At 70.9% G+C, this 22,971-nt stretch carries 17 protein-coding genes and 1 pseudogene; 6 read left to right on the top strand and 12 right to left on the bottom strand.

The window, feature by feature from the left end; translation table 11 throughout:
* Positions 1-12 precede the first annotated feature (12 nt).
* The gene (locus C3492_RS45580; RefSeq protein ID WP_258055606.1) at positions 13-141 is read right to left on the bottom strand and encodes a hypothetical protein; all 129 of its coding nucleotides are present in this window, start codon (positions 139-141) and stop codon (positions 13-15) included.
* A gap of 23 nt (positions 142-164) precedes the next feature.
* Between C3492_RS45580 and C3492_RS10740 the strand changes: the two genes are divergently transcribed.
* Positions 165-599 (top strand): LysR substrate-binding domain-containing protein, encoded by a 435-nt coding sequence (locus C3492_RS10740; protein WP_103811484.1) that lies wholly within the window; start codon positions 165-167, stop codon positions 597-599.
* A gap of 254 nt (positions 600-853) precedes the next feature.
* On the opposite strand, the gene C3492_RS10735 is transcribed toward C3492_RS10740, so the two are convergent.
* The gene (locus C3492_RS10735; protein ID WP_103811483.1) at positions 854-1,723 is read right to left on the bottom strand and encodes a class II glutamine amidotransferase; all 870 of its coding nucleotides are present in this window, start codon (positions 1,721-1,723) and stop codon (positions 854-856) included.
* 600 nt (positions 1,724-2,323) lie between these two features.
* Here C3492_RS10735 and C3492_RS10730 point away from each other — a divergent pair.
* On the top strand, positions 2,324-2,578 hold the full coding sequence (locus C3492_RS10730) for a hypothetical protein (protein WP_103811482.1): 255 nt from the start codon (positions 2,324-2,326) through the stop codon (positions 2,576-2,578).
* A 253-nt stretch (positions 2,579-2,831) separates the two neighbouring features.
* On the opposite strand, the gene C3492_RS10725 is transcribed toward C3492_RS10730, so the two are convergent.
* Positions 2,832-4,868, bottom strand: coding sequence for a protein kinase (locus C3492_RS10725; protein ID WP_308461137.1), 2,037 nt, complete (start codon positions 4,866-4,868; stop codon positions 2,832-2,834).
* A 363-nt stretch (positions 4,869-5,231) separates the two neighbouring features.
* On the bottom strand, positions 5,232-7,151 hold the full coding sequence (locus tag C3492_RS10720) for a lamin tail domain-containing protein (RefSeq protein ID WP_258055605.1): 1,920 nt from the start codon (positions 7,149-7,151) through the stop codon (positions 5,232-5,234).
* Between the two features lie 248 nt (positions 7,152-7,399).
* Here C3492_RS10720 and C3492_RS10715 point away from each other — a divergent pair.
* Positions 7,400-7,516: pseudogene (locus C3492_RS10715) on the top strand (alpha/beta hydrolase); the annotation flags it as partial.
* 560 nt (positions 7,517-8,076) lie between these two features.
* Here the strand turns inward: C3492_RS10715 and C3492_RS10710 are convergent.
* Positions 8,077-9,723 carry a ricin-type beta-trefoil lectin domain protein gene (locus C3492_RS10710; RefSeq protein WP_103811479.1) on the bottom strand — a complete coding sequence of 549 codons (1,647 nt, stop codon included), beginning with the start codon at positions 9,721-9,723 and terminating at the stop codon, positions 8,077-8,079.
* 371 nt (positions 9,724-10,094) lie between these two features.
* Between C3492_RS10710 and C3492_RS10705 the strand changes: the two genes are divergently transcribed.
* Positions 10,095-11,705, top strand: coding sequence for a glycoside hydrolase 43 family protein (locus C3492_RS10705; protein WP_103811478.1), 1,611 nt, complete (start codon positions 10,095-10,097; stop codon positions 11,703-11,705).
* 77 nt (positions 11,706-11,782) lie between these two features.
* Here C3492_RS10705 and C3492_RS10700 read toward each other — a convergent pair whose 3' ends face one another.
* On the bottom strand, positions 11,783-12,796 hold the full coding sequence (locus C3492_RS10700) for a LacI family DNA-binding transcriptional regulator (protein WP_181140310.1): 1,014 nt from the start codon (positions 12,794-12,796) through the stop codon (positions 11,783-11,785).
* A gap of 226 nt (positions 12,797-13,022) precedes the next feature.
* Between C3492_RS10700 and C3492_RS10695 the strand changes: the two genes are divergently transcribed.
* Positions 13,023-13,988, top strand: a complete 966-nt coding sequence (locus C3492_RS10695; protein ID WP_103811477.1) for a glycoside hydrolase family 6 protein — start codon at positions 13,023-13,025, stop codon at positions 13,986-13,988.
* An 88-nt stretch (positions 13,989-14,076) separates the two neighbouring features.
* Positions 14,077-15,351: a glycoside hydrolase family 6 protein gene (locus C3492_RS10690; RefSeq protein WP_103811476.1), complete on the top strand. Its 1,275-nt coding sequence runs from the start codon at positions 14,077-14,079 to the stop codon at positions 15,349-15,351.
* Positions 15,352-16,039: 688 nt separating this feature from the next.
* Here the strand turns inward: C3492_RS10690 and C3492_RS10680 are convergent.
* The 6 genes from C3492_RS10680 to C3492_RS10655 all read right to left on the bottom strand — a co-directional run bounded on the left by C3492_RS10680 (position 16,040) and on the right by C3492_RS10655 (position 22,920).
* Positions 16,040-16,690, bottom strand: a complete 651-nt coding sequence (locus C3492_RS10680) for a flavin reductase family protein (RefSeq protein WP_103811475.1) — start codon at positions 16,688-16,690, stop codon at positions 16,040-16,042.
* A gap of 441 nt (positions 16,691-17,131) precedes the next feature.
* Positions 17,132-17,818 carry a hypothetical protein gene (locus C3492_RS10675; protein ID WP_146075672.1) on the bottom strand — a complete coding sequence of 229 codons (687 nt, stop codon included), beginning with the start codon at positions 17,816-17,818 and terminating at the stop codon, positions 17,132-17,134.
* A 209-nt stretch (positions 17,819-18,027) separates the two neighbouring features.
* The gene (locus tag C3492_RS10670; protein WP_103811473.1) at positions 18,028-20,400 is read right to left on the bottom strand and encodes a glycosyl hydrolase family 28-related protein; all 2,373 of its coding nucleotides are present in this window, start codon (positions 20,398-20,400) and stop codon (positions 18,028-18,030) included.
* On the bottom strand, positions 20,397-21,209 hold the full coding sequence (locus C3492_RS10665; RefSeq protein WP_103811472.1) for an ABC transporter permease: 813 nt from the start codon (positions 21,207-21,209) through the stop codon (positions 20,397-20,399). Before C3492_RS10665 ends, C3492_RS10670 begins: the two co-directional genes overlap by 4 nt.
* A gap of 8 nt (positions 21,210-21,217) precedes the next feature.
* The gene (locus C3492_RS10660; protein WP_103811471.1) at positions 21,218-21,991 is read right to left on the bottom strand and encodes an ABC transporter permease; all 774 of its coding nucleotides are present in this window, start codon (positions 21,989-21,991) and stop codon (positions 21,218-21,220) included.
* Between the two features lie 2 nt (positions 21,992-21,993).
* The gene (locus tag C3492_RS10655; RefSeq protein ID WP_103811470.1) at positions 21,994-22,920 is read right to left on the bottom strand and encodes an ABC transporter ATP-binding protein; all 927 of its coding nucleotides are present in this window, start codon (positions 22,918-22,920) and stop codon (positions 21,994-21,996) included.
* Positions 22,921-22,971 lie beyond the last annotated feature (51 nt).

Below are 22,971 nucleotides of genomic sequence, written 5' to 3'. Positions count from 1 at the left end.
CGTTGAGGTGTTTCAGCGGCGCAGCATCCGGGAGCCGGAGATTGCGACGAGGATCGCGGCCAGGGTGACAAGGCCGACGAGCACGGCGACCGTGGGCCAGACCCTGAGCGCGGCGGCGGTGAGCAGCGGCGGGATGGTCATGCCGGCGTAGGCGATGAGGAAGCCTGTACGGGCTTCCGGCGGCCGCCGCCCCGGACCTTGCCGTGCACCGGCTCGCCACAACGCCCTACGCGGCCATCGTCGCGGCCGACCACCACCTCGCATCGCGCCCGGTCCTGGCGCTGGGAGACCTCGCCGATGAGCGCTTCGTGGACGCGCCTGTCGGTTTCGGCAACCGGGACGTCCTCGACGCCGCGCTCAGCGCACGCGGTGTTGTGCGCGACATCCGAGCCGAGGTCACCGAGACCAACTCGATTCCGGTCTTCGTCGCAGGCGGCCTCGGCATCGCACTGCTTCCCGAACTGCTGATCCCGCCAAGCGAAGGCATCGCAGTCGTCCCCCTCAACGAACGCATCACCTGGGACTTCAACGTCGTGACGCGGACCTCGACCGGCGCAGCCACCGCGGCTCTGCTCGCGCAGTTGCTCGCGGCCTATTGACCCCTTCGCCCGGGTCGCTTCCGCGATCGCCGGCGGGCGGCGCGGTCACGGCCGGGGGCCGGGCGCGCTCAGCCGGTTGCGCGTCGGCCGGGGCCGCCACGCCGATCCGCCGTCAGCCCGGCGGTGACGTCGAGGACTTCTGCCTCGGCCCGGGGAACGTGAAGCTGCCCGCGTCCTTACGGAGTCGCACCGTGACGTCCGCGGGTGCGACCCGGTGGCCGGCCGGGTCCCTGATGGCTGCGGTGCGGGCGTCCTCAGGCCGGTTTCTGGGAAGCGGCTGCGTCGGGACGCAGGTCGCCGAGGGTGAGCTGGTGCGCCGGAGGATCGGGAAGAACGACCTGACGGGTGAGGCGGAGGCCGGGGCCGACGTGGAGCAGTTCGCCGGGCTCCATCTCGCGCCAGTGCGGGTTGTCGTCCATACGCTCGCTGGCGACGACCACGGCGGGGTGCTCGGCAAGGTGCGATGAGTGGATGCGCATGCGACCGTGGGTGCCGCTGTGGTCGAGATGCCGGTTGCCATGCTGGCCGCCCGCCTGGCGTTCGAGGACGTAGAGGTGGTGGGTGCCCGGGTAGCGCAGGGCCCACAGTTCCCCGGGGGTGACGAGGATCAGGTTGATGGCGTAGACGGGCAGGTTGCCGGCGATCCATCGGGCGGCGTGCCGGATGCCCTCGGTGACGTCACCGCCGTGCCGCCGTGTCTCCCGGGTGATCAGGGCGAAGAACCGCTCGGAGTCGGTGTCGCCTTTCACCAGTGACCGGTCCTCGCCCAGGTGGTCGTCGAGCTTGTCCAGACCTTCGATGACCCCGTTGTGGGCGAAGAGACGTCCGTCCTGCTCGAAGGGATGGGTGTTGCGTACGTCCAGGCTGCCGGTGGAGGCGAAGCGCACGTGGGCGATGAAGGTTGCCGATTCAACCTCGCGGGCCGCCTCGGCGAAGGCACGGTCGTGGTATGCGGCGACGGGGGACTTGTCGATGCGCGGGGTGCCTTCGGCAGTGAAGTAGCCCAGGCCGGTGCCGTCGGGATCGCGGTGGCTCTGCCGGCTCAGGCTGTCGGGGGCGTCCAGGAGCCAGAAGGTGTCGTGGGTACGGCGCGGGGCGCTGCTGAGGCCGAAAAGACGGCACATGGCATTCCTCCAGAGGGGTCGGCCGGCCCTTCCTGGCTCGTGCCGGGTCGGCGGTTGGTGTTCTGGCGTCAGTGACGGCCGGGGCGCGCGCCGGGGACGAAGCCACCGGCCTCGTCCTCCCGGTGAGGTCCGTACACGCACCTGGTGTCGAGTTCCGCGGTCCGCGGATGCTCGTCCGTGTGGCGCACGTTTCCTCGGCGCACTTGGCCGTCAGCCGCCGAGCCCCGTTCCCGGCGAACGTCGCCGGGTTCTGCCGGGCGGTGCCGTCGAGAAGGAGCTCGTCGTGCACGACCGCGAGAGGCGGTGTCTGGTCCCACCCGTGCGGCAGCGCATACCTGGACCGGTCCTACAGGCCCACGGCTGGGCGCCGGGGTGATCTCCAGGGCGCCGCTCACCGGGGACATCGTGCTGCATCGCCCATACGTACTCGTCCTCTCCGCCGAGTTCGTCCGCCTCTGACAGCCATCCCACGCCGAGTGGAGGATCTACCACGAGTACGACGATGTCCGGTGTGCTGCTGCCCCGAGGCCCCGCCTGCGGCCGACCCGCACGGACCGGGAGGCCGGCCCTGTCCCGGAGCAGGCGACCGATGTCGCCACGATGGAGCAGACCCGGCGGACGTTCGAAGGCGCCGCCAAGACGGCCGCCGGCGTCCGGGACCGCGCTGTCGGACCACCGCACCTCCACCACAGCGTGCCCGCACTGGACCAGCGGGCCCGCCACCCCGACGTCCACGAGACCCCCGCACCGGCGAAGGACCTGGTCCTGGCGGAGCACCGTGACGTGCCCACCGCCACCATCACCCTCGCCTTCCAGCGCCACTGCTCCCGCTGCGTCGACAGGGCGCCGACATGACGCCGCCTCTGGAGGACCTCACGGCAGGCCATGGGGAAGGGGAGGTCACCCCTGGCACCTACAGTCGGGCCGTTCGGCTCAGTGGTCTGCGGCCGGACAACTCGCGCGGCCGGTCCGTCTCCTCACCGGAGGGGAGGGCCGGGCCGGGGGCATCGCCGACTGCCCCGCGGCGGAGCTCCGGGCTGAGCGCCTGCGGTGAGGCGGCCGTCCCGGCCCTGTTCTCCCGAAGCCGCGGCGAAGTGACGAGGAGCGGTCAGGAGAGGCAGTCACCCGAGCCGATGAACTCGGGGGTCGCCATGTTGCCGCTGTAGACGGCCACGGACCAGCGGATGTACCGCCAGGATCGGTTCCTGCTGTACTCGTCCCTCAGCTTCCCGCAGGCGGTCCTTCGGACGACGTCCTGGAAGTTGTCTCTCTGGGCGCGTCCGATCAGCGCTCCATAGGTGTCCTGGATCCACACGTACGCGGCCTTCTCGGCCGGGTCGAACCCGAGGCTGATGTCGTCGTCCGCGGCGGAGGGGTCCACGCCGTTGCCCTCGGCGACCCGGGTCCTCCACGCGGCGGTGATGGCCTTGTCGGTGGCGTCGGCGACCCGGATCTCGTCCTTGTCGGCACTGGGTATCTGCGCGGTCGCCATACCGGACTCGTCCCCCTGCCACTGCCCGGCTACCTCGTTGTAGCACCCGTCGGTGGCCTGGCCGAAGCCGAGGACGTCCGCCTCGGTGTCGTCGTCGGAGTTCTTCCAGAAGACGGAGTAACGGCCGTAGGGCCAGGTGGTGGGGGTGCCCTGGAGGCGGCGCGCGAGAGTGGTGCAGGATGCCGTCTCTCCTGCCCTGCGGAACACCTCCTGGTCGTCCTCGGGCAGTTGGGAGACCGGCCCGCCGGTCACCATCACGGTCTGCGCACGCCGGTTGAACGTGACCGTGGCGGGGAGGTGGTTCAGGCCCTTGGTGGCGAGCATGGACTTCACATCGTCCTCGATCGCCCGGGCGGTGTCCTTCTCCTCCTGAGTGCTCGCGGTGGTGCTCGCCCTCCACTCGTCGTCCGACGGCTGGGCCTCGTCACCGGCCCGTGTGAAGGCCGGGTGGGCCACGCCCGCCAGCGGATCGGTCGGTACGCGCAGCCCGCGCGGATCGGCAGCGGTCCGTGTCGCCGCGGCGGGGCCAGGGGTTCCGGCGGGCCCGGTGGCGCCGTCGGTGTGCCGGGCCGGGGACGCGGTCGGCCGGCCCGCGTCGGCACCGCGTGCGCCGCCTCTGTCTTCGCCGTCCGGGAAGGCGGCCGGGATGGCCAAGGCGCCCCCGGCGAGAGCGCCGATCACGGCGGCGGCCACCAGCACGGTCGTGACGGCCCGTCTGCGGGAGGGCGGGGAGGGTGCGTGCCAGGTGGGGTCGTCCACGGCGGGCATCTCCCACACGGCCGTGACCAGTTCACCGACCCGCGTGGGTGCCGGTCCGTCGCTGCCCGCGAGGACCTGGGTGGCCTGGGAGGCGAGAAGCCGCGAGCACTCCTGGGAGGCCGAGGCGGCGGATATCCGGTCGGCGGGTTCCTTCGCGAGGGCGCTCTCCACGATGTCGCGGAGGTCCTCGGACACACCGTCCAGGTCGGGGTCCCCGGACATCACACGGAACGCGACGACGTCCGGCGCGCCGGTACCGAACGGGAGCCGGCCGGTGGCGGCGTAGGCGACGAGCGCGCCCCAGGCGAACATGTCGCCCTCCGGCCCGGCGGTGCTGGTGCGGTAGTACTCGGGGCTGATCCAGCCGGGGGTGCCGGTCATGACGCCCGTCCGGGTCACGCTCGTGCCGTCGGCGGCGCGGGCGATGCCGAAGTCGAGGACGCGAGGCCCGGCCGGAGTGAGGATGACGTTCTGCGGCTTCACGTCCCGGTGGACGACGCCGGCGTCGTGGACGGCCGCCAGTGCTTGGGCCGTACCCGTCGCGAAGGCGTACAAGGTGCCGCCGGTCAGGGGGCCGTGGTCGGCCAGGTACTGGTTGAGGGTGGGGCCCGGAGCGTAGGCGGTCGCCAGCCAGGGCGCGTCGGCCTCGGGGTCGGCGGCGAGCAGCGGCACGAGGCACGGCCCCTGCACGCGCGCGGACAGCTGTACCTCGCGGCGGAACCGGGCCCGGAACTCCGGGTCTTCGGCCTGTGCAGGGTGGATCACTTTGACAGCGACCCTGAGCCCGTCGGCGGTGAGACCGGCGTGGACGGTCCCCATGCCGCCGGAGCCGAGGCGGCCGATGATCCGGTACGGGCCGACACGGGAAGGATCACCTGGACGGGCGGGTTGCACCCGCCCGCCGGAACCAGCAGCGCTCACAAGGAGTCCCAGCCTAGGAAACGTACAGTGAAGAAGATGTGAAGGTATATCATGATCACATAATTAGGTGAAACGGGCCCTGGGACGTCGGTTTTCCGAGGAGCTGGACGAGGCCGAGCAGTCCGGATCGTCCCGGCAAGAACGCGCGGCCGCCGTGACAGCGGCGGGCCGCGTCCCGGCCGGTGGCGGAGAGCTCGCGGCGGGTTTCTTTCGACGACAACCTCTCGACGACCCCGCCCGCCGGGCTGGTTCCCGGATGACGAGTACGACGAAGCTCCCGGTAGCCCGGCATCGCCCGGAGGCGGTGCGTGAGCCGTCTCCTGCGGTCAGGGGGGATCAGCAGGGAAAAGTGCCGCTGTAGAGGGCGTGTCCGTAGGAGGAGCTTCCGGAGCCGAAGCCGTAGACGCCGTCATCGCTCCAGACCGCCTCGCGGAACCCGTTGACGCAGGTCGACGCGGGCGCGATGGCGAAGCCCTCCAGATTGTCGACCGGCATCACGGCCGGGTTCGTGTAGGTCACATCCGGCACGATCGTGCCGGACGCGTTGACCTTCATGAAGGTGTGCGTCTCGCCGCAGGTGTTGTCGCAGGTCGCGACGATGCGCTGGGTTCCGGCGTCGAACATCACGTCTATCACGGAGGCCTTGCCGGTCGAGACGGTGCCGAACGTGGTGAACGTGCCGTCGGAGTTCAGACCGTAGACGTGCAACGTGCCGTCCCACTCCAGGCCCGCGAAGTACAGGCCCGACCCGTGCAGCGGGTAGTTCGCCGGGTTGTACGCGGCCCCGGTGAGCGGGTCGACCCAGCCGTTCGCGGTCAGCCAGCTGTCGGGCACGTAGCCGACGCCCTCGAAGCCCAGGTTGGCGTCGTCCTTGCTGCCCGTGTCGAGCTGGGGGAACTGCGACGTCATGTCCCACTGGTGGACCGGCGTCAGCGTCGATCCGGTCGCGGCCGGGTCGAACTCCATGACCGTGTCCTTGGGAACCGTGTTGTCGGCGTTGTCACGCTCGGACGTCACGTAGATGTGGCCGTTGCCGCCGACCGTGACTCCCTCGGAGTCCGGCTGGCCCGAGCCACCCGCGAAACGGATCTGCTTGCCGGTCGCGCTCCACGACGGGTCCGGGACCCACTTGCCGTTGCTCTTGACGAGCTTGTACAGCCAGTTCTTGTTCTTCGCGGCCCACAGCACCGACGGGTTCGCCGGATCGAACGCCAGCCCGCTCACGTCGCGGCCCTCCGGGCCGGTGGACGTGGTGAACGCGCAGACGTTGTCCGTGATCGTGACGTCCAGGCCGCCCGGCCACGCCGGCGTGCCCGGCGGAGTCGAGCTCGTGCCGGAGGGCGCCTCAGGGGTGCAGCCGCTGGTCAGCGAGCCCCCGCCGCCCAGCAGATGGCCGGTCTGGCCGCCGCCACTGCCACCGCCGGTGCAGGAGTTGGCGCTGCCGAGCGTCGCGGTCGTGGAGGTCCGGAACCAGCCGGTGCCGTTCGTGCAGCGCTCATCGGACGGCTTGGCGCCGTCGGTGGCCCAGGTCACCGAGTCGACGGTGGTCCCGTTGCCGTCGAGGAGGAAGAGCGAGTCGTTGTCGCCCAGACCGAGGCCGGAGTTGAACGTGATGTAGCCGCGCGCAGGGATGCTCGACGCGCTCGGAGAGGAGGACGAGACCGAGACCGGGGAGTGACTGGTGTCGTTGTCGACGTACTTCCACGACCCGATGCTGACCGCGCTCGTTCCGCCGTTGTACAGCTCCACCGTGTCCGAGCCGTCGGAGGTGACTTCGTTGATCCGCACCTGGCTCACCGACGGGATGGACGACGGGCAGCCCGAGGCGTTCGCGGCGCCGAACGTGGTCGCGGCAGTCGCGGTCACCCACGCGCCGGTGCCGTCGCCCCCGCAGCGTGCCATCGCCGGTTTCGCCTTGTCGGTGGCCCACTCGACGCGGTCGACCACAGCGCCGCCGGCCGTGTAGATCACCAACTTGTCCGAGTCACCCAGCCCCTTGGGCGAGTTGAAGGTGACGAACCCGCCGGCAGTGATCGTGGTGGCGGACGGGGTGAACGACTGCGGCGAGAAGCTGTCGTCGGACATCTTCCAGCCGCTGAGGCTCACCGCGGTGGAGCCGGAGTTGTACAGCTCCACGGTGTCGTTGTTGGAGGAGGTCACCTCGTTGATGCGAACGTTCTGGTAGCCGGCCGGGTCAGCGGCAGCCGCGGGCTGAGCGGCGAGCAGCCCGGTGGCAACCAGTCCTGTGAACGTCAAGGCCGCGGCACATACCGAGGCGACGCCGACGCGTGAGTGTGAAGTAGGCACGAGGCGGAACTCTGGTGAAACGACGTTGAAACGGCGTGTACTTCGACTGAATGCCACCTGCTGACCATCAGAACGACAGGCGCACATCGCCGAGTACATCGCCAAGCGCACATTGCCAGGTGCGCTTCGTCGGGCGCGCATCGCCACGCGTGAGGACGCGGTGACCCGAGCACAGGCAGAGTGAGTGACCCGGAGCAGAGAAGCCGTTGCACGTGAACTCGGGCAAGCACAAGGAGCTCCCCAGGTTCGAGGCCGACAGCGCGGTCCGGTTCTTCGCCCGGCACTTCGGCCGAGCGGTCACCTCGCCGGCCTGACGCGCGCGGTCGCGGCGCCCGGCCTACCGGCGGCCGGGCGCCGCCGCGACCGCTCGGCCCGGGGTGGGGCTCCTGCATTCACTGAGGTCGGTTGGCGCGCCGGGTGCGCCATGCGTGTGCACGCATCGCCGCGACCAGCCGGCCTGGACCACGGCTTCTGCCGCACCCGGCCGTCCGGTTACCCGCCGGCCCTCGCTGATGCCGGCCTGCCGAGGGAGACCGGCCCGGTGCGGACGACCCAGCTCACACGCGAGCAGCGGTACGCGGCCGCGGCGGCGGCCGCACGGGAATCCCTGTCCCGCCCCGATCGTCCCACCGCCGGTGACATGCGGGTGGTGGGCGTGCACCAGTCCCGCGCACGAGCCCGGTCCCGCATCCCCTACGGCCTCCGTGGTCGCATCTCGTACGACCATGCGGGCGGTGGGCGTGCACCGGGCCGCGCGCGAGCCTGGTCCGCGCATGCCCTACGGCCTCGGTGCGGTCGCATCCGTACGACTGTGGCCGGCTTCGACGACGTACGGCCGTGGCCTGGATCCGGTCGGCCGGTGGGCGGCGGTTGTTCAGGCGCGGGTCCACTTCTGGCCGGCCTGACCGTTGCAGGTCCACAGGACCAGCGGTGTTCCGTCGGCGGTGCCGGCCCCGTCGGCGTCGAGGCACAGACCCGCGTGGACATTGCGGATCGACCCGTCCTGACCGAGGGTCCACTTCTGGTTGTTCTGGCCGTTGCAGGGCCAGGTGATGACGCGGGTACCGTTGGCGGTGCCCTGGTCGTAGGCGTCCAGGCACTTGTCGCCGTAGACGCGGATCTCCCCGCCGGTCCATGCGGTCCACAGCTGGTTGGCGGCCGTGTGGCAGTCCCAGAGCAGTACCGTGGCACCGGCGGTGGTGGAGGAGTTGTCCACGTCCGCGCAGCGGCCGGACGCGCTGCCCCGCAGACGTGAGGTGGTGGCGGCCAGGGGGCTGCCCCCGGTCACCCGGAACACGGCCACGCCGTGGGCGGGGACGCTCGCCGAGATCTGCCCGGACGTGCTCGACGTGCCGCCGGTCCACAGGTCGGTGAGGGTGAACGGGCCTCCGGAAAGGCCGACTTGCGCGGCGGTCGCGGTGACCGTCGCGGTGCCGCCTCCCCGGTTGAACAGGCCCACGGCGACCGAGCCGTCCGACAGGGGTTTGACGAACACCTCGGTGGCGCCGTCGTCGCGTACCCTGCGCCCGCCCGCGCCCAGCGGATCCTGGTTCACCGCCAGCAGACGCGGGTTGCGCAGGATCGCGCTCACGTCGGCGGACATGGTGCGGATGTCGTTTCCGGCCATGAGCGGGGCGCTCAGCAGTGCCCAGAGGGCGAAGTGGGAGCGGGACTCGGCCAGGGTCAGGCCCGGACGGCCGACGACCAGCATGTCCGGGTCGTTCCAGTGTCCCGGACCCGACTGCGCAGCCAGCGGCGCGGTGACGTCCAGGACGTTCCCGACACCCATCGGGTAGCTGTTGGTGTTGCCGTTCTGCCAGATGTCGAGCAGGTCCTCGGTCGTCCGCCACAGGTCGGCGACCTCGCCCCAGTTGTAGGTCGAGCCGGTGATGGCGTGGAAGCTGTTGGGGTTGATGGAGTAGACGATCGGCCGGCCGGTGGCGCGCAGGGCGTCACGCATCAGCGTGAACCGCGCGACCTGCTCGTCGCGCGTGCCGCTGGAGGAACACCAGTCGTACTTGAGGTAGTCGACGCCCCAGGAGGCGAACGCGGCGGCGTCCTGGGCCTCGTGCCCCCTGCTGCCGGTCGAGCCAGGGTAGGCGCCGCTGGTCTGCGCGCAGGTGCGTTCGCCCGGCACCTGGTAGATCCCGAACTTCAGGCCCTTGCCGTGGATGTAGTCCCCGAGTGCCTTCATCCCGCTCGGGAACTTCGCGGGATCGGCCCGCAGGTTGCCTGCCGCGTCACGCTGCGGGTCGAACCAGCAGTCGTCGACCACGACGTACCGGTAGCCGGCGTCCCGCATGCCCGAGGACACCATCGCGTCGGCGGCCTGGCGCACCTGTGCCTCGGTGATTCCGCATCCGAAGCTGTTCCAGCTGTTCCACCCCAGCGGTGGCGTGAGCGCGGGGCTGCCCGGCGCGGCCGAGGCGGTGGAGTGGGCGGAGGCCGTCACGGTCGCGGTGATGGTCAGCGCGGCGGCCGCCAGGAGGCGGAGCAGGCGTCCGCCTGATCGTCTGAGCACGGGGGGCTCCTTCGGCACGGCGAGGAAGGGACAGGAAGGTTCGAAATTTCGAGCATCATTCGGAAACTTGGGGTTCCACGGATATTAGAGAGGAGCCTGGACATGTCAACACCGTTCGAACGAACCAGCCGCGTTCGAGGACGACGGACCCGGAAGGGGGTACTTGCCTGGGTCAACGGTGAAGTGACTGGCGGCAGTTCGCGATGGGTCGGTGTCGAAGGTTTCGTCAGCCTTACCGAATCCTGCGGGAGGTATTGACGAGTGTATTCGCTCTCCTATCATCCAGGATGCTCGGGAAATCGACCCTTATTCGGTATATCGAACGCACTGGAGCCGCTCCGCCCCCCGTGAAGCCGAGGAGAACGCCGTACATGCATATGTCATGGACGCAACAACACCTTTCCCGTCGGCGCGCGCTGACGGCCGCCACCGGCATGGCCGTCGGCGCCCTGCTGCCCCACAGGGCCGCCCACGCGGCCGCCTCCACGTACACGAACCCGGTGATCTGGCAGGACTTCGCGGACATCGACGTCATCCGTGTCGGCGACACGTACTACGCCTCCGCCTCGACGATGCACTACTCGCCGGGCGCGCCCGTCCTGCGCTCGTACGACCTGGTGCACTGGGAGATCGCCGGCCACTCGGTGCCCGTGCTCGACTTCGGCGCCAAGTACGACCTGAACGGCTCCCGCGGCTACGTCAGAGGGATCTGGGCGTCGTCACTGGCCTACCGGCCGGGCAACAGGACCTTCTACTGGCTCGGCCAGATCGACTTCACCCGGACGTACGTCTACACCGCCACCGCCGTCGAGGGGCCGTGGAACCGGCTGACGACGATCGGCACGCCCTACTACGACGCGGGGCTGCTCGTCGACACGGACGACTCCCTGTACGTGGCGTACGGGAACACCACCATCAGCGTGGCCCAGCTCTCGCCCGACGGCCGCAACCAGGTCCGCACACAGCAGGTGTTCACGACGCCGTCCAGCGTCGGCACCCTCGAAGGCTCGCGCTTCTACAAGATCAACGGGCAGTACTACATCTTCCTGACCCGCCCCGCGAACGGCCAGTACGTCCTGAAGTCGTCCAGCGGCCCCTTCGGCCCCTACACGATGCGCCAGGTCCTCCTCGACCTGCGCGGGCCGATCCCCGGCGGCGGCGTCCCGCACCAGGGCGGGCTGGTGCAGACGCAGAGCGGCGCCTGGTACTACCTGGCCTTCGTGGACGCCTATCCCGGCGGCCGGGTGCCCGCGCTGGCCCCGGTCACCTGGACCTCGGACGGCTGGCCGGTCGTACAACTCGTCGACGGCGCGTGGGGCACCTCGTATCCCAGCCCCGCCGTGCCCCCTCCGCCCCGTCAGGTCACCCCCATGACCGGCGTCGACACCTTCGACGGTACGACCCTCAAGCCGAACTGGGAGTGGAACCACAACCCGGACAACTCCAAGTGGTCGGTCGGCAACGGGCTGACCCTGCGGACCGCCACCGTCACCAACGACCTGTACTGGGCCCGCAACACCCTCACGCGCCGCATCCAGGGCCCCACCTCCACGGCCACCGTCCAGCTCGACCACTCCGCCATGCGGGACGGCGACCGGGCCGGACTCGCACTGCTGCGGGACTCCTCCGCGTGGATCGGTGTCACACGCGACGGCGGCGTGACACGGGTGGTGATGGTCACCGGGCTGACCATGGACACCACCTGGAACACGACCGGCACCGGCTACGAGGTCGCGAGCGCGCCCGTCCCCGGTGGCCCCGTCTGGCTGCGCGCGACCGCGGACGTCCGCCCCGGCGCACCACGCCCCGGCACTTTCTCCTACAGCACCGACGGCACCACCTTCACGCGCCTCGGACCCGCCTTCTCCATGGGCAACGACTGGCGGTTCTTCATGGGCTACCGATTCGCCCTCTTCAACCACGCCACGCAGGCACTCGGCGGCGCGGTCCGTGTCACGCGGTTCGAACTGTCCACGCCCTGAACCGGTCCACCGATCGCACCCCCCCGACCACCGGCCGGCAGCGGGGCCCGACTCCGGCCGGGGCCCCGCCACAGCCGTCAGGCACTGGAGCGGACGACCAGGTGGGTCGGCAGGATCAGCGCAGTGGGGTCCTGCCCGTCGACGAGCGCGACCAGCATGCGCGCCATCTCCCGACCCAGAGCCTCTATGGGCTGATGGACGGTGGTGAGCGGCGGATCGGCGACCCGGGCGACGGTCAGGTCGTCGAATCCGACCACGGCGACGTCGGCGGGGACCTGTCGGCCGGCCTTGCGCAGCGTGCGCAGCGCTCCCACCGCCATGTTGTCGCCGGCGGCGAACACCCCCTCCACCTCAGGACGGTTCGCCAGCAGTGCGGCCATGGCGGCGGCTCCGCTGGGCTCGGTGAAGTCCCCCTCCTGCGGCGGCAACGGATCGAGGCCGGCAGCGAGCATGGCGTCCCGGTAGCCGCGGTACCGGGCGCGCCCGGCCTCGGTGTCCAGCCGCCCGCAGATCGCGGCCACCCGGGTCAGGCCGCGCGAGAGCAGGTGCTCGGTCGCCTTGCGCGCCCCGCCGACGTTGTCGACATCGACGTACCACCGGGGAGTCGTACCGACCGGGCGTCCGCCGAACACGACGGGCATCTGCGCCTCGTCGGCCACCCGGGTCAGCGGATCGTCCTCGCGCAGCGCCATCAGCATGGCGCCGTCGGCGCCCCTGGAGCGAAGGAGTTCCGCAACCCGCTTGCGGCCGCGGTCGGAAGCGGCCAGGCACAGCATCAGATGCAGGTCCGCCTCCTCAAGAGCGGCCGACGCCCCCACGATGACCTGGGCGAAGAAGGGATCGGCGAAGATCGACGGATCTTCTCCCGAGACGACCAGGGCGGCCGCTCCCGTCTGCCGGGTGGCCAGGGCGCGGGCGGTCGGGTTGGGGACGTAGCCGAGTTGCCGCACGGCCCGTTCGACGGCTTCCCGTTTGGCGCGGCTGACGTGCGGAGCGTTGTTGAGGGCGCGGGAGGCCACGGAGCGGGAGACACCGGCGCGTTCGGCCACCTCGTCGAGCGTCGGCTGCCGACGCGGCGCATCTTCTGCCATGAGCCCGGAGTCTTCCACAGGTCGGGGGCACTCGGGGTGGCCTCCTGGGAGCGCTTCCAGCTCGCTGTTTCACCAGTGGCCTCAAATTGCCGTGAAGGTCAACCCCTGTGGTCGAGTCCTGCACCGACTATTGACACCTCAATCAGCCCACCCCACGATTGGGACCGCTTCCAGTGGGAGCGCTCCCAATGCACTCGAATCCCGCCCAGGAAATCGAGGTACAGCCATGCGCCGCAGACTCCGGGTACTGGTGGCAGCCCTCTGCGCCCTGCCGTCCGCGCTCGCCCTCGCACCGTCCGCCCACGCGGCCGACCCGACCACCATGACCAGCGGGTTCTATGTGGACCCCGACTCCAGCGCCAAGAGGTGGGTGGCCGCCAACCCCGGCGACGGCCGGGCCCCCGCCATCAACGCCTCCCTCGCCAACACCCCGACGGCCCGCTGGTTCGGCTCCTGGAGCGGCACCATCGGCACGGCCACCGGGGCGTACGCGGGAGCGGCGGACTCGTCCGACAAACTGCCCGTCCTCGTCGCCTACAACATCTACAACCGTGACTACTGCGGCGGGCACTCCGCGGGCGGAGCCGCCTCGCCGACCGCCTACGCGAGCTGGATCGCCCAGTTCGCCGGCGGGATCGCGGGCCGTCCGGCGGTCGTCATCCTCGAACCGGACTCCCTCGGGGACTACGGCTGCATGACCCAGGCTCAGATCGACGAGCGGGAGGCCATGCTCACCAACGCCCTCGCCCAGTTCAGCCGTCAGGCCCCCAACACCTGGGTCTACATGGACGCCGGCAACCCGGGTTGGGTCAGCCCGGCGACCATGGCCCAGCGCCTCCACGAGGCCGGCCTGCGCCAGGCACACGGCTTCTCGCTCAACGTCTCCAACTACTTCACGACCGCCGAGAACACCGCCTTCGGCAACGCCGTCAACAGCGAGCTCAGTGCCCGCTACGGCTACACCAAGCCGTTCGTCGTGGACACCAGCCGCAACGGCAACGGCTCCAACGGCCAGTGGTGCAACCCCGCGGGCCGTCGAATCGGCACCCCCACCCGGACGGGCGGAGGCGCCGAGATGCTGCTGTGGATCAAGGCTCCGGGCGAGTCCGACGGCAACTGCGGCGTCGGAGCCGGCTCCACGGCCGGACAGTTCCTCCCCGAGGTCGCCTACAAGATGATCTACGGCTACTGATCCGGGACTCCCGCCGCCCGCAGGCGGATCGGCAGCCCGCCGGGCGGCGGGCGCCTGCCTCCACCACCTCGTCGACCAGGAAGCCACCATGAATCCACGCAGCCTTCGGCGCCGCGCGGCCGTCGTCGTCGCGGCCCTCACCGCAGGCGCCGCTCTGACCGCGACGCAGGCGCAGGCCACACCCACACACGACCTGATCACCCCGGCCACGAAGTTCTACGTGGACCCGCACAGCAAGGCCGCGCAGCAGGCCCTCGCGGACTTCGGGAACGGCGACACCGAGAACGCCGTGAACATGGCCAAGCTCGCCAGCTGGCCGCAGGCCGAGTGGTTCACCGAGGGCACGCCCGACGAGGTGCGCGGCAAGGTCGGCAAGCTCGTCCACCGGGCCCGGGCCGTGGGCCGGACCCCGGTCCTGGTCGCCTACAACGTCCCAGGAAGGGACTGCACGCAGTACTCCAGTGGCGGAGCCGCATCCTCCGCCGCCTATCGGCAATGGATCGACGCCTTCGCCGCCGGCATCGGCACCAGCAAGGCGGTGGTCGTCGTCGAACCCGACGGCACGGCCCTCCTCCCCAAGGACTGCGGACCCACCACGGACCCGACGGGCGAACTCACCGCCGCCCGCATCGCCGACCTCGCCTATGCCGTGAAGACCCTGAAGGCCAAACCGCGCACCGCCGTCTACCTGGACGCGGGGAACGTCCAATGGCGGCCCGTCGGTGAGATGGCCCGGCGGCTGCTGGACGCCGGGGTCCGCCACAGTGACGGCTTCGCCCTGAACGTGTCCAACACCCACCCCACCGACCACAACGCCAGGTACGGCACCTGGATCGCCCAGTGCATGTGGTTCGCCACCGAGGGACCCGAGGAGGCGCGTGGCCACGCCGAGCGGTGCGCCGACCAGTACTACTCGGCGGCCGCCCCCAATGACGGCACCCCCGGCAACGCGGTCTCCTCCGCCGACCCCACCACCTGGCGGTGGACCGACGCCTGGTACGACCGGAACGTGGGCACCCCGCCGGCCGACCGGTTGCAGCACTTCGTGATCGACACCAGCCGCAACGGTCTGGGCGCCTGGACCCCGGAGCCGGGCAAGTACACCGGGGATCCCGAGGCCTGGTGCAACGCACCCGGCCGCGGTCTCGGCCCGCGCCCCACCGCCGACACCGGCGTACCCCTCGTCGACGCCTACCTGTGGATCAAGATCCCCGGTGAGTCCGACGGCAGCTGCACCCGCAGCACCGGCGGCACCATCGACCCCGAGTACGGCGTCGTCGACCCGCCCGCCGGTACCTGGTGGCCCGACCAGGCCCACACCCTGGCCCGCAACGCGGCACCGCGCCTGGCCTTCAACCACTGAGCGGCCGAGGCTGCGAGCCGTCCTCCGGCCTCCCGAGGAAGAACCCGTGGCTGAGGAGGGAGATGCCGTACTCGTGCCCCGGCTCGGTGGCGGCAGGTGGGAGGCATGGAGAAGCCGCCACCTACCCGGTCCCGCCGCACCGAAGCCGGCCCACGACAGGGGAGTCGAGCACGACGACGTCGAGAGGCAGAGGACGGGAACGAGATCGGAGGTGTCCCGGAGGCGCACCCGCGGCACCTTCGGACCGGGGCGGAGCTCGCACATGCGGTGGCCGGCGCTGTCGGTTCGGCGGCCACGTGCCCAGATGCCGTGGCGTACGAGGACGGCCCCGCCCGCCGTGCCCGCCGCGCAGGTCGGCCGCGTCCGGCCCCTGACGTTCCGGATACCGCCGGTGCCTGTCTCGTCGATCGGCGCAGGTGGCTTCCGGGCACGCGTCCGGAGGCCGGCAGGCACGGACGCGTTGCTCGTCGTCGGCGGCGGCGACGGCCGCGCGGTGAACCGCCACACGGGCCTCTACGACGGAACCGGCACTCGCCCTCCGCGGACGCGGCGACGGCGGCCGGAAGCAGCACCGATCCCAGCACGGTCAGAACGGCCGGGGCGCGGGTGCCGGCCGGCACCCCCCAAGGGGTGGGGCGGGAGAGTCCTGCCGGACGGAGGCACCGCTGTGATCGGACGGGGCCGTTGCTCAGGGGGAGGGTGGCGGGTCCTGTGGGGAGTGAGGGAGAGAGCCGTTCCCTTCGGGTTCCTCATAGGGAATGCGGTTCAGGTGGATGATGCTCCCCAGCGTGCCCCACTCGTCACCCCCGAGCTTGGTGAGGGGGCGCAGCCGCTCGGAGCCGGGCCGGCCGCCGACGAGGTACTCCTCCTTCGCCGCGGCATGCAGCACCCGGCCGAAGACGAGGGTGGAGTTGCCCATGCGCAGGGTCGTGTGTGAACGGCATTCCAGCACGACGGGTGAGGCGGCCACCCTGGCCGGGCGGACCCGCAGACTGGGCTCGCGTTCGATGCCCGCGACGTCGAATTCGCTGACGGTTCGGGGGAAGTCGGTGGCGGTTGCGTTGATCATCCGCAGCAGCGGCTCCGAGGAGAAGTTGACGACGAACTCGCCTGTGTCTTCCACGTTGCGCAGCGAGTCCTTGCGGCCGATGGAGGTGAACTGGACGATCGGCGGGTCGGTGCTGGCGATGCTGAAGAAGGAGTGCGGGGCCAGGTTCTCGGTGGTTCCGTCAGGTGTGATCGTGGATACCCAGGCGATGGGGCGTGGGACGACGACGGAGGTCATGAACCCGTAGAAGGCATCGCTGCCCATGACCTCCGGATCGAATTCAACGCGCATGACCGTGAGTATCCGTGGCAGGCGTGATCCCGCCCCGCCGAAACGCCGCGGCGTCGGTTCGGCCACCGGTGTGCGGTGTACGGCCTTCCCAGGGCGGCGGGATCACCGCACGGGCCCGAGCGTCCGCTCCCTGTCCCGCCCCGTAGAGCCGAGGAGCTTGGCCCGCCCGCCATCGTCCCGGCCCCGGACACGCGCGGAGGGTGCCGGGCGCCGTTGTCGTCGGCCCATTGTCAGTGGCTGGGCCGCGTCGAACGGCATCGGCACGTCGTGGTCCTCGAACAGGGCCTCCGAGCACCAGGTGTCTGCTCGCGGCCCTCGCCGCCGGGCGCTTGGGGCCTGTTCCGCGCTTGGGTGACAGATGATACGGGCGTCACCTGGTTCACCCGTGGCCGTGCTCCGTGACATGGGCGTCGGCCTCCTGTCGCGGGACACAGCCCAAGGTCAAGGCAGGCGGATGTTGTCGTACCTGGTGTTCGGCTCCCCGTTGGCGTACACGCGCGGGGAGGTGAACACCCCGACCAGTTCCTCGCCGACGATCGTTCTCCGGGGAAGGCTCAGTCCGTAGTGCTCGCCCATCAGCCGGTACACGTCCCGGATGTCCGGGACATGCAGCCTCCACTCGTCCGGCTCGTCCGGCTCGTCCGGCTCGTCGGGCGAGTCGGGGTTCGGGGCGAGGCCGCCGAGCCCGATCTCGGCGGTCATCCGCCGGGTGAGGGGATGGTCCGCCCTGACCGCCTCGTGAACCTCGCCGTCGAAGTAGCTCCAGTCCAGCTTTCCGTCCACGATCACATCGATGACGGGTGGGTCCATGGTGGTGTCCATGATGGTCAGCCAGGTGCGGCCCTCCCACAGGTGCTTCACGTGGTCAGGGCGCTGCATGTAGAAGCCGTCGTCGCCCCCGCACAGGGCGAAGGCCCACCCCGCGTGCTCGCCCAGCCTGGCCCAGTCCGGGATGTTGCCGGAGCGGTCCAACGTCTTGTTGAACACGTCAGGAGACATGATGCCGAGGCCGGGATCGGCTCCCCTCATCGCCGCCAGCTCCTCGACGCTCACGCCTTTGACCATCTCCAGGTAGAAGCCCCAGGAGGTGAGGTCTTGCTGTATCCACTCGAATCCCTCATCGCTCATGGCCGGAAGTGTGGCAGCGGCGTCTGACAGCATGGCCCGGGACGGCGATCCGTGGCGCCCGACGCGACGCCGGCTGCCGTGTCGTGGGAGTGGTGTCCTGCGCCGGGCGCCCATCGGTCGTTCCGTGGCACTGACCATGCCGGATCCCTTTGTGAGGCCGGGCAACGGGGGATCGACCAACCGCGCGGCCCCCCCTGGTCGCCCGGCCGTCAGCCGTCCGCCGCGTACACCTCCAGCGCGGAGAGAGCCGCTCCGGTCCAGGCCGTGTTGCCCGTGATGACCAGGCGCACGAAGCGGGCCCGGGCGGTGACGGGGAGGGTGACCGTGTTGCACCGGTCGGGAGTGAAGAGGCACGCCGTGACGGGGGTGGCGGGGACGAGGTCTGTCTCGGTGAGTCCGGTGTGGACCGCCAGGGTCTCGGTACGGGCCTCCCAGCTCTCCGGGGTGCGCAGGACCACCCGCGCCAACGACACCCTCTCGCCGAGGTCCACCTGGAGCCACTGCGGGAAGCCCATGCCGTCGCTCTGCCACCAGCTCGCCGGTACCCCGTCGACAGCGGCCTCGGGCGGGAAGCCCCCCATCGCCGTGCTCGCCGTGGCGCGGCGCCCCAGGGCCCGGTCTCCGGCCGGGTCGAAACCGATGCCCGTGAGGTCGACGTACAACGGGCTGTGCGGAGCGTCCGAGTGCAGAGTCAGCAACCCGGTGCGGCGGCCCGTTGCAGAAGCGGCGAAGCTCACGGCCAAGGTGGTGTCCGCCCCGGGCGGGACGGTGGCCGGGCCCGTCAGGCGTGCCGTGAAGTCCCCGGACACCTGTGGGTGCTGGAGGACGGCCGGGCGGGAGCCGGGATTGTGAACGGTCAGGCGTCGGGGACCGGCGGTGGTGTGCGGAGTGGTCGCTTCGAAGTCAAGGCGGGCGGGGGACGCGTGGAGGGAGCCGTCGGGTGGGAGGTCGGGGCGCTCGTGCGCCCAGCCCTCGTTGCCCGGACCACAGGTGAGGTCGAAGTCCGGGGTGGCGCGGTGCAGGCCCGTCACGCCGAGTCGCCTGGCCCCGACGTGGGTGAAGCGGGCCGAGCCGGTCGCCTGGAGCTGGACCGCGCAGGTTCCCGCGCCGTCGATGGTCATACCGGCCACATGGACGCCGTCGATGCGCGATCCGCTCAGTTGCACGGCCGCGTAGGCGCTGTCCGTCAGATGGTTCTCACGAACGATGATCCTTGCGTTGATGGGCGCGTCGTCGGCGAGCAGCCACACGGCGCCGACGCCCGCTCGATGCTCCGGATGGTAGGAGCCGGCGCGGATCAGGTGGTTGCCCTCGATGCGGGTCTCCCCCGCCAGAGGGACGGCGCCGTACCGGTTGGCGACGTGGATCCCGGCGCCCTCGGTGACCGAGTCGGTCAGGACGTTGTTGACGACGGTGTTGTCGTGACCGCCGTAGACGGCGATGTGATTGCCCAGGAGCGGCAGCGCGACGGTGTTGCCTTCCACCGTGTTGTGGTGGTTGGCGATCTCGTCGGACCACAGGGCTATGGCGTCGTCACCGGTGTTGTGGAGGTGGCAGCCGGTGATGGTGACACCGGAGACGCCTCGGTGCAGGTTGATGCCGTCGCCCGTCGTGTTCATGATGCGGACGTTGCGGATGGTCAGGCCGTGGAAGGGGCCGTCCAGCCACATGCCGCACTTGGTGTGGGTGATCCACACGTCCTCGATCGTGGAACCGCCGCCCAGCGCGCCGCCGATCCCGTTGAGCTGTGCGGCGTCGTCGCGGCCGGTGACGTCCCCGGAGATCGCCAGTCCGCGGATGTGCACCTCTGTGCTGGGGCTCGGCGCCGGATGCCCGTACAAGCCGACGCCCGCGCCGCGCAGTTCCGTGTACCAGACTCCCGCGCCGTGCACGGTGACGCGGTCGAGGAGGATGTGGTCGGTCACGGTGTAGACGCCGCTCGGCAGCCAGACGGTGCGTGCCGTCCCGGTGGCGGCCTCGACCGCGGCCTGCACAGCAGTCGTCGAGTCCGCGGTGCCCGTCGGGTCGGCTCCGAAGTCGATGACCGACAGGGCGCCGGCAGGCGGCGACGCGGGTCCGCCGCTCTCCTCGAAGGTGACGGTGTCCACGGTGACGGGGACCTCCGTGCCGGCGGTGGGCCGCAGGCCGACGCGGGTGCCGGGCGCCAGGGTCTCGCCGAGGAGGACGCGGACGTCGTCGTAGAAGTGGTGGGCCCGGCCGGCCGCCGGGTCCGAGGTGAACGGACAACGTCCGTAGTACCAGGAGTAGCGCGAGGTCAGGGTCACCCGGTCGCGTTCTTCTCCGTCGACCTCGACGGCGAGACACCCGGTACGGCCACCGCCCGTCGGCGCGTCGGGCAGCGAGTAGCGCAGCGTCAGGGCGTCCGCAGGGGCCGCCAGCCGGAATTCGACGTACTCCCCGGGTCCGCGGAGTCGCACCACCGCGCGGGCCGCCGACTCGGCGACCAGCCGAGCGTGTGGTCCCGAGGCATCCAGGCGCGTGCCGTTGGTCCGGGCGTCCACGGCCCGGTACGGAGCCGGTCGTTGCGGTGACGCGGGCGTCCGGTCGCGCTGGTCGGTCATGCGTGCAGGCTCCTCTCCACTCGTCGCCCGGCCACGAGAAGCCCTGCCGCCGTCAGGGCGAACAGGTACGCGCAGTGGCCCGCCGTAGCGGGCCCGGCCGTGCCGAGCGCCAGGGCCCGGATCAGGTCGACGGCCTGGGCCAGCGGTGTGCAACGGGCGAGCACGGCGAGGACGCCGGGGTAGTCCCCTGTCGGCACGAAGGTGCCGGAGAAGACGAACATCGTGAAGGTCACCAGGTTGACCCGGTCGAAGTCGTGGGTTCCCCGCAGGAACAAGGACAGGGCGAGCCCCATCGCCGAGAAGGCCGCGCTCACCAGGAGCGAGGCGAGGAGCAGCACCGGGATGCGGGTGGGCGCGAGCAGCCCGAGGGCGTACAGGAAGGCGAGGAAGGACACCGTGTGGACGACCCCGCGCGCCACCGCCCACAGGGTCTCGCCGCAGACGATCTCGGCGGAGGACACGGGCGTGCAGGCGGTGGCGTCATGCAGGTTCATCAGACGGAACTTGGTGAAGAAGGTGAACGTCGACTCCGACACGGCGGCGTTCATCAGCGAGGCGGTGAGCATGGCCGGTGCCACGAACTCGGTGTAGCCGACCGGGTGGCCGCCGACGGTCAACTCGCCGACCAGGGCACCGACACCGAAGCCGACGGATCCGAGGTAGAAGACGGGCTCGAAGAGGCCGGACAGCAGGACCCAGAGGTGGGAGGCGTGGCGCGCCGCTTCGACGTTGCGCAGGAAGACGGCGTGGACGTGCGCCGACCGGAAAGCCGGCGCACGACGTGCCGGTGACGGGGACGACGTGGCCATGGCTGCTCCTAGTCCGCCAGGCGTCGGATGAAGGCCCGGCGGGCGAGGGCGAGGCCGGCGGTGGCCCAGCCGGCCAGGTACAGCAGGTGCACGAGCGTGCCGCCTGCCGTGCCGGTGCCGAGCAGCAGGGTCCGGGACACGTCCACCGCGTGGGTGAGGGGCACGGCGAGCGCCGCCGCACGGGGCACTGCCGGCAGGGAGTCGAGCGGGAAGTAGACACCGCTGAACATGGCCATGGGGACGATGCCGAGGCGGAAGAGGAGGTCGAACATCCCGGCGTTGCGGATGGTGGCGCTGAACGCCATGACCGGGGCGGCGATCGCGGCGGCGAACAGCGGGAAGAGGGGAACGGCCAGGAGGGCGGTCCACCGTTGTCCGACGCCGAAGGCCTCGATGACGAGGAGGAAGCCGAGACCGCCGAGGGTCGCGCGCGCCACCACGGCGGTCAGGTGCCCGGCCAGGATGTCGATCGGCCGGGCGGGCGTGAGTCGCACGGCGTGGTAGATCCGGCTCCATTCGAAGCCGCCGAAGACCGCCCACGCCGACTCCGCGGCGCCGATCTGGACGACGGACGCCGCGAGGAGCCCGACGCCGACGAAGGAGAAGTAGGGGGCGCCGAGCGAAGGGTGGGGGCCGATGTGCCGGCCCACCGACCAGCCGATGCCGAGCAACAGGCACAGTGGCAGCAGGAAGGAGTTGAACACCGAGTCGAGCCAGGTACGGCGGTAACTGGTGAGAAGGTGCGCGGTGACGGCGGCTGCTCGGGATTCGGTCAGGGCCATGGTCAGTCCACCAGGGCCCGGCCGGTCAGGTGCAGGAAGACGTCTTCGAGTCCGCCTCGCCGGACCAGGACGCTGCGCAGGCCGATCCCCTCACGGTGGACGGCCGCGGCCGCGGCCTCGCCGTCGTCGGCGTAGAGAAGGAGGCGATCGGGCAGCCTCTCCACGCGCAGCCCCAGGCGGTTCAGCTCCTCGACGGGGGCGTCGGCCTGACGCAGGCGCAGCTCGACGACCTCCTTGGTGCAGTGCCGGGCGATCAGTCCGGCGGGTGTTCCGGTCGCGACGGTGCGGCCGCCGTCCACGACGACGAGCCAGTCGCACAGTTGCTCCGCCTCGTCCATGTAGTGCGTGGTGAGCACCTGGGTGACGCCCCGGCGGCGCAGCTGGTCGAGTCGCTCCCACAGCAGGTGGCGCGCTTGTGGGTCCAGTCCCGTGGTGGGCTCGTCCAGGAGGAGCAGCCGAGGATCGTTGATCATGGCCCGGGCGACGCTCAAGCGCCGTTTCATGCCGCCCGACAAGGCATCGACGCGGTCGTCGGCCCGGCTCTCAAGGCGCACGAACGCGAGCAGGTCGGCGGCGCGGGCGGCGGCTGTCGCGCGCGGAATCCCGAAGTAGCGCGCGAAGACGGTGAGGTTCTGCACCACGCTCAGTTCGGCGTCGAGCGTGTCCTGCTGGGGGCAGACACCGATCCTCGCCCTGATCGCGGGCCCATGGGTGGCCGCGTCCATGCCGAACAGGCGCAGGAAGCCCGCTGTCGGCTTGGAGACACAGCTGATCATGCGCATCGTCGACGACTTGCCCGCCCCGTTCGGGCCGAGGAGGCCGAAGACCTGGCCGGACCGGACGTCGAAGTCGATGCCGTGCACCGCGGTGAAGTCGCCGTAACGCTTCACGAGTCCAGCGGCGTGGACGATCGGTTCCTGCTCCGGCATGGGCCGTGTTTCCCTTCGTCGTCTTCTCGCGTGGTGCGCCGCGCCGTGCCG

This window comes from Streptomyces sp. Ru62, from assembly GCF_002920615.1.
GTDB lineage: Bacteria > Actinomycetota > Actinomycetes > Streptomycetales > Streptomycetaceae > Streptomyces.
This window is presented reverse-complemented; position numbering and strand designations above follow the sequence as displayed.